Below are 6,233 nucleotides of genomic sequence, written 5' to 3'. Positions count from 1 at the left end.
CTCAATCCGACCAAGGCGATCGGCAAGATCAAGGAATTGATGGTGCGCCGCGCTGTCTGAGATGGGCGATGTGATGGCGCAGCCTTGAGGGGCTGCGCCATTTTTTTGCCGGCGCTCGGCCGCAATCCGGACTCACCGACGCGACGCCGGGCGGACAAGAAGCGAAAAAGGGGTTGCCGGTCAGACTGAGCACCGCCGGCTGGGGTTCGCTTATAACGCATGTTGGAAGAGGGACGCCTTCGCGAATTGCTTCCTTTCGTATCAGGAAACAAGCAGGTTGCCCTGGCATGTCGAATGCTAAGTAGCGGACGCCTGGAAGTACTCCGATTACTTCTTCCCTCTCCAGCACCATGACAAAGTCTGTTTCCCGACGGGCCAAGCTCGTCCTGTTTCCATTTCAAAAGAACATTGGCGCGAAGGCTGGCCAAACAGAGGATGACTACGCGCTTTATGCTTCATATCGACCGCACGTCAGCGGCGGTTTCGTCGGTACGCTAAAAGTCGTTCGCCTGACTGATGCGCGCCTGCTCTATCCCTTCGAAGGTGCGGACGAAATCGGCCCTCACCCGTCCAGGGACGCTGCGAAGGAAGCGGCGATCGCCCGTGGCAGCGAGATCATCAAGGCCGATCTGCTCAATCCCGAGTTATGACCCATTCAAAGGCGATCCGGGAGGCTTTCGCGGCGCGGGTCAGGACTTCCGGCGTCGGTGGATGCCATTCTTCTCCTCGCCGGCTCGGTAGAAGCACTGAGGAACGGTCGTTGCTGGATTCAAACGCATCCCTATCCAGACAGGAGATCGATCATGTCCACGCAAGACAGCAGGATGAGCATTACCGGTAAGGGTGCGCAGACCGCCGACGGCCCAGGACCAGATGTAATGGCGGCGAGCACGCTCGATGGAAACAGTGTTCTGAGCACGGACGGCGATGATGTAGGAACCATCAAGCAAATCATGCTGGATGTCACTTCGGGACGAGTCGCCTATGCCGTGTTATCGAGCGGCGGCTTTCTCGGCATTGGGGACAAGCTTCTCGCCATTCCATGGGGCGCCTTGACGCTCGATACCGACAACAAGTGCTTCAGATTGGCCGCAACGTCGGACCAGATCAGGAACGCCCCGGGTTTCGACAAGGACTCGTGGCCAGCGATGGCTGATATGACGTGGGCACGAAACGTTCATCAATATTACGGCCGAACGCCTTACTGGGAGAACACCGATGTCGGCGACGTGACGACGGCCGCCACTCATCGGGATGTCCTGTAACTCCCGTGAGGTAATGGCGCCGGCGGCACTCGATTTAAACGCGTAGGCGTGACTTCGGCGCCTTCAAGACGGGTGCCGCATGGAGCCCACTTCATGGGTCGTCTTTTCCGGGTGCCGGGCGCGCGACAACAGCATCACCGGCACCTCATTCAACACGCCGTTCACCGTTGCGAGAGCGGGGCCCGAGACAAAGCCGAACAGGCTGATTGCCGTGGCATCAGGAGACGGCAGAGCTCTACCTCAAGCGCGCCGATTCGCACTTAGCACCAGCTCGCGTCGCTCGACGGGCGTGCTAGACTGAAGAATCAGAGATGGCATTCCTCCTCATAACCGCCGGCGTGCCGGCTGATGATGCCGACGGGTCCTGGATCAGGGGCCGTAGGCGTGTCTTCCGGCTTCCTCCTTCAGATTTGAACCTTGTTGTTTCAGGTCTGGCTCGATGCTCCTTCCGCTCAGCTCTCTTCGACATGGATTACGCGCAGACATAGAGCGCTGTGCGCCTGTGCGTGCGCCAGTTGACTTGCCCGCGCGAGAGAAGCCGCTTGCCTGCGCGAAAAACAGGAGGCTTTCGTGATCAAGGGCAGTCAACTCACGCTCTACGCGGCCAACCAGCGTCATCGCAAGCTGCACAAGACCGTGGTCGAATGGGTGCTCGACGAAATCCGAAAGGTCGACATTCACGGAGCGACGGTCACCGAAGTCAGCGAAGGCATCGATGCGCACGGCAGATATCACGCCGCTTACTTTTTCGAGCTTATCGATCAACCTGTCGCGGTCACCGTGGTCGCTCAGGATCCGCAGATCGAGGCGTTGCTCGAGAATCTCGGTGCGGGTGGCGTGAGGCTCTTTTTTACGCGCTGCCCGGTTGAATTCGAATTACTCGGTGAACCGGATCATGACTAGCCCGACACTCATCTCATCGATCTTCGCGCATGAGGTTCTCGATTCGCGCGGCAATCCTATCGTGAAGGTCGTCGTGGTGCTCGAGGATGGCGCCATCGGCGAAACCACCGTGCCGTCGGGCGCCTCTACAGGCGAGTTCGAAGCGGTCGAACTGCGTGACGGCGATCCATCGCGTTATCGTGGCAAAGGCGTACTGAAGGCCGTGAGTCACGTCAACCTGGACATACCCGCAACGTTGGTGGGCGAGGGCGCGCTCGACCAGCGCCATATCGACGAAGCGCTGATCGCATTCGACGGCACCGAATCGAAATGCCCCGCGCGCCAAGCGTTGTAGTGCCGCTCTCGGTATTCGCGTGCCTGACGTCCGCGCGTCATTCCCACGGTAACTAGATGCGGAAGCCTTTGTGGCCGAATCGCGGACGGAGGATTCCATGAACGGATTCCAGTTGACGTTCTACACCGAACAGAACAAGCGGCACGGCCATCGAACGATCTGCGAATGGCTGCTGCACGAGGTGAAGGAGCTCGGCATCGGTGGGGCCACCGTGATCAGCGGCAGCGAAGGCGTCGGCCATGCCGGCGCGCACCACGCTGCGCATATGCTCAGACTTAACGACCAGCCCTTGCAGATCATCCTCGCCGTGACGGAGGAAGAGGCACAGCGCTTGTTGGATATCGTCAGAGCAGAGCGTGTGCATGTCTTCTACACACGCTCGCCGATCGAGTTCGGCCTGTTGGGCGAGGACGATCCGCAACATCATCCAAAGAAATTTTCGGTGTTCCGCAAGCGCACGCATTGAGCCAGGCGCTGTGCAGACGGTGACGCGTCACCTGTACTCGAAACCGTGTTCGATGGAGATGGCATGCCTCCATAACCGCCGCTGACTTCGAGCGGCTGATAATGCCTACGAATTCCTGGGTGCAGGAGGTCTTAGGCCTTCCCTAATTGGCGTCGTGCCACCCAAGTTTGATATTCAATCAAATCTGGGAATCATGAAGCGTCTTCAATCCATCGAGCAGTGTGCCATGGTGCCATATCTGGTGCGCTGGCTTTTGTTCTCTTCAGTGCTTGGCGCCCTTGCAGGGTCTGCGTCGGCATGGTTTCTTTATTCCCTGGATCTCGCAACGGATGCCCGAATCGGCCATCCGTGGCTACTCGGTTTCCTTCCTGTGCCGGTCTCGTCACGGGCTGGATCTACGCTCGCATCGGCAGGCCGGTGGAAGGGGGCGGAATAATCTGCTGATCGACGAAGTGCACGATTCTCAGCGGATCGTACCCAAGCGCATGGCGCCGCTCGTGCTCGCGGCGACCGTCGTCGCGCATCTGTTCAGACTCGACAGGCAGGACCGCCGCATCCTTCTCATGGGCGGCATCGCGGCGGGATTCTCGTCGGTGTTCGGCACACCGCTCGCCGGCGCGATCTTCGGGCTCGAGCCGCTCGAAACGAGCTATGGCGAAGATCTCTATCGCCAGATCTTCGGGGAACTCCAAACCCCGATCGGCGGGCGAGAGGTTAAATATGAAAGCAGCGTGACGACCAGCGGCGGGTGAAGAGCCGCCCGGCCGCAACGCTTCAGCGGCCGACCGGCCTGTGAATTGAACTCGGAGGATACGATAGTCCGGCTACTTGTCCTTCTTGGCAATCTTCTTTCCCGACTTGCGCGCCTGGTTCAATGCGATGGCGACAGACTGCTTTTGCGATTTGCCATGCTTCATTTCCGTCTTCACATTCTTCGAAACCTCTCTTTCGATGTCCCTCTCTTCAGTGGCATGCTGGTTCTCCGGTCTGAGTCGATGGACAGGAGCGTCGTGCAAGAGCCCTGGCGTAGTGGTCAGCATTTGTCGTTCCAAGCCCGTGTGGGATCGCGATGAGGGCCGCGCGCCCATGACCGCGCGCGATGCAGGCATAAGCGATGCTACGAAGTCCGAAGCCGCGTGCGCATCTCGAGCCCCGAGAGTCAAGCAGGCGCGGGACATCGAACGGAACGAAGCGGCGAAGAACCATAAGGAGAGAACCCGGATGGCGACGGACACGCGACGCCGGCTCGGCGAGTGGCTACCGAAAGAGGAGCGCGTGATCGCGCGCTTTCGCGAGAATTTCGCCGAGTACGCGCGCGAACGCTCCCGCACGGCGAAGAGGAACGGCGTCGTCGAAGAACTCACGGCGTTCATCCATGACGATCCGGTAGTGCGCATGGATTTCACGCGGGCGATCCGGCAGGCCCGGGAAGCAGGGCGGAACCTGGGCTATGCGGACATCGATGAATTCATCGTGTTGCTCGATGCGATGCTGACCTACGCGCCGCCCTTTAGCGAGTCGAGCCTCATTCACTGCCCGATCAATGCCTTGCTCGACTGGCCGATGGTCATGCCCTCGGGCTATGCGCTCTTTCGCGATCCTGCGTTCAACGCACATCTGAAGCGCGTCCTGAACGTGTGGTGCGGCTTTCTGAGCGGACCGCACTCGCGCACGCATCTGACCACGGCTTCGCCAGATGGCTGGTTCAGCCCCGAAGCGGATCGAAAGATCGGCCTGTCGCAGTTTCTGTGCGATCCGGACAAGCCGCATTGGGGCTTCGCTTCGTGGAATCGCTTCTTTACGCGCGAGTTCAGGCCCGATGCGCGGCCCGTCGCGCAGCCCGAAAACGACAAGGTCATCGTCAGCGCTTGCGAGGCCTCGCCATACAACGTCCAGGACAACGTGCGGCTTCAGGATTCGTTCTGGATCAAGTCGCAGCCCTATTCGCTGCTCGAGATGCTTACGGCGAGAGAGTCGGAACTGGCGAGCCGCTTTGTCGGGGGCACTGTGTATCAAGCGTTTCTCAGTGCGTTTTTCTACCATCGGTGGCATGCACCGGTGAGCGGAATCATCACGAAGGCTTATCTGGTGGATGGCACTTACTATTCGGACGCGGAATCGGAAGGCGAAGACCCTGGCGGACTCAACGACTCGCAGGGATATATCACCGCGGTCGCTGCGCGTGCGGTCATCGTGATCGATTGCGACGATGCGGCCATCGGCGAAGTGGCGTGCGTGTTCGTCGGCATGGCGGAGGTGTCGTCCTGCGTGATAGAAGCGCTGCCGGGCCAGCGCGTGCGCAAGGGTGACGAACTCGGCTATTTTCAGTACGGCGGCTCAACCTGCTGCCTCATTTTCCGGGCCGGCGTGATCGAGCGCTTCGTACCGCAACCGCCATTCAGCGATGACGCACCGCCCGTCAAGGTCAACGCGCATTTGTGCAGTGCGCGTTGACGATCGACACGTTGCAAGCGGCGCTCGAGACGAATCGCTCGTTCGTCGGCTCGCCGGGCTCTGCCTCGCCTTTGACCTTCTGTTCTAGTAGTCGCGGAACATTCTCGCGACGCGGGCAATGATGAGGGCGAAGCCGGCTGCGTGCCGGTTTCGCTACTCGGACTCAACTACGCCGGCCGTTCAGTCGGTCTTCTATGACCTCGTGAAGTTTGAACAGCGCCAGTTTCGGATCACCGCTTTCGGCGAGCGTGCGGGCAGTGCCGATCTGCTCTTGTTCGAACGGATCGGGCGCGATCATGCGCTCGGTCTGCCGGATCAACGCGATGACGTCCGTGCACAGCGCTGCGGGATAGGCGTGCGACTGACAGAAATTGGACTGATTGATCAGAACGGTCCAGCGGTCTGCCAGTTGATCCAGTGTTTCAGGGTAGATCGTCGTCAAGCTTGTCTCCCTTACCGGACAGATACGGTTCCGCGTGGATGGCCGCGCCGGGATGAGGCTTGCGCCATGAGGACTGGTCGGGATATCTGTCGGAACGATGGTTGTTAAGTCGAACCCGGAACCCGCGGACAGGCATGCTCGAGCCGCCGGCACCGGTACCGCCTTCCGGCGCGGAGCTTGCACGACTCCGGCGCCGGTGTGTCGCGATGATCGACCTCGTCAGATCGAGCCCGAAGCCTTATCGATGACTTCGGGAATCTGCATGGCGCTCTTGTCTGACGTAAGTCTCCCGCGATACGCCTTCGAAGGCATGCTGAGCATTATGGCGCATGCCTGAACGAAGCGCCTGGCTCCTGTCGTGATTCGTGC

General features: G+C 60.0%; 8 protein-coding genes, 2 pseudogenes and 2 riboswitches. Of the genes and pseudogenes, 7 read left to right on the top strand and 3 right to left on the bottom strand.

All coding sequences use genetic code 11. The annotated features are described in order from the left end of the window. Positions 1-350: 350 nt before the first annotated feature. Entirely contained in the window at positions 351-650 is a 300-nt protein-coding gene (locus AWB83_RS33775) for a DUF6723 family protein (RefSeq protein ID WP_244197978.1), read from the top strand. Between the two features lie 153 nt (positions 651-803). Next, the gene (locus AWB83_RS33770) at positions 804-1,265 is read left to right on the top strand and encodes a PRC-barrel domain-containing protein (protein WP_087049940.1); all 462 of its coding nucleotides are present in this window, start codon (positions 804-806) and stop codon (positions 1,263-1,265) included. Positions 1,266-1,328: 63 nt separating this feature from the next. On the opposite strand, the pseudogene AWB83_RS35875 reads toward AWB83_RS33770, so the two are convergent. After that, positions 1,329-1,481, bottom strand: a pseudogene (locus AWB83_RS35875) (arsenical-resistance protein); the annotation flags it as partial. An 82-nt stretch (positions 1,482-1,563) separates the two neighbouring features. Continuing rightward, a riboswitch (Fluoride riboswitch) is annotated at positions 1,564-1,630 on the top strand. 205 nt (positions 1,631-1,835) lie between these two features. Here AWB83_RS35875 and AWB83_RS33765 point away from each other — a divergent pair. From AWB83_RS33765 to AWB83_RS33750, 4 genes and pseudogenes are all read left to right on the top strand, one after another. Then, positions 1,836-2,168 (top strand): DUF190 domain-containing protein, encoded by a 333-nt coding sequence (locus AWB83_RS33765; protein ID WP_244197977.1) that lies wholly within the window; start codon positions 1,836-1,838, stop codon positions 2,166-2,168. Beyond that, positions 2,161-2,502 (top strand): phosphopyruvate hydratase family protein, encoded by a 342-nt coding sequence (locus AWB83_RS33760; RefSeq protein WP_087049939.1) that lies wholly within the window; start codon positions 2,161-2,163, stop codon positions 2,500-2,502. The genes AWB83_RS33765 and AWB83_RS33760 overlap by 8 nt, the downstream gene beginning before the upstream one ends. A gap of 97 nt (positions 2,503-2,599) precedes the next feature. Beyond that, the gene (locus tag AWB83_RS33755) at positions 2,600-2,968 is read left to right on the top strand and encodes a DUF190 domain-containing protein (protein WP_087049938.1); all 369 of its coding nucleotides are present in this window, start codon (positions 2,600-2,602) and stop codon (positions 2,966-2,968) included. Between the two features lie 45 nt (positions 2,969-3,013). Then, positions 3,014-3,083: riboswitch (Fluoride riboswitch) on the top strand. A 78-nt stretch (positions 3,084-3,161) separates the two neighbouring features. Further along, positions 3,162-3,609: pseudogene (locus tag AWB83_RS33750) on the top strand (chloride channel protein); the annotation flags it as partial. A 183-nt stretch (positions 3,610-3,792) separates the two neighbouring features. On the opposite strand, the gene AWB83_RS36890 reads toward AWB83_RS33750, so the two are convergent. After that, complete coding sequence (locus AWB83_RS36890; RefSeq protein WP_167389190.1) at positions 3,793-4,008, bottom strand: hypothetical protein; 216 nt, start codon at positions 4,006-4,008, stop codon at positions 3,793-3,795. A 181-nt stretch (positions 4,009-4,189) separates the two neighbouring features. On the opposite strand from AWB83_RS36890, the gene AWB83_RS33745 reads away from it, so the two are divergent. Then, a complete protein-coding gene (locus AWB83_RS33745) occupies positions 4,190-5,422 on the top strand; it encodes a phosphatidylserine decarboxylase family protein (RefSeq protein ID WP_087049937.1) in 1,233 nt (410 codons plus the stop codon). Between the two features lie 163 nt (positions 5,423-5,585). On the opposite strand, the gene AWB83_RS33740 is transcribed toward AWB83_RS33745, so the two are convergent. Beyond that, a complete protein-coding gene (locus AWB83_RS33740; RefSeq protein WP_087049936.1) occupies positions 5,586-5,864 on the bottom strand; it encodes a hypothetical protein in 279 nt (92 codons plus the stop codon). Between the last annotated feature and the right edge of the window lie 369 nt (positions 5,865-6,233).

It is taken from the genome of Caballeronia ptereochthonis (genome assembly GCF_001545075.1).
Classification (GTDB): domain Bacteria; phylum Pseudomonadota; class Gammaproteobacteria; order Burkholderiales; family Burkholderiaceae; genus Caballeronia; species Caballeronia ptereochthonis.
This window is presented reverse-complemented; position numbering and strand designations above follow the sequence as displayed.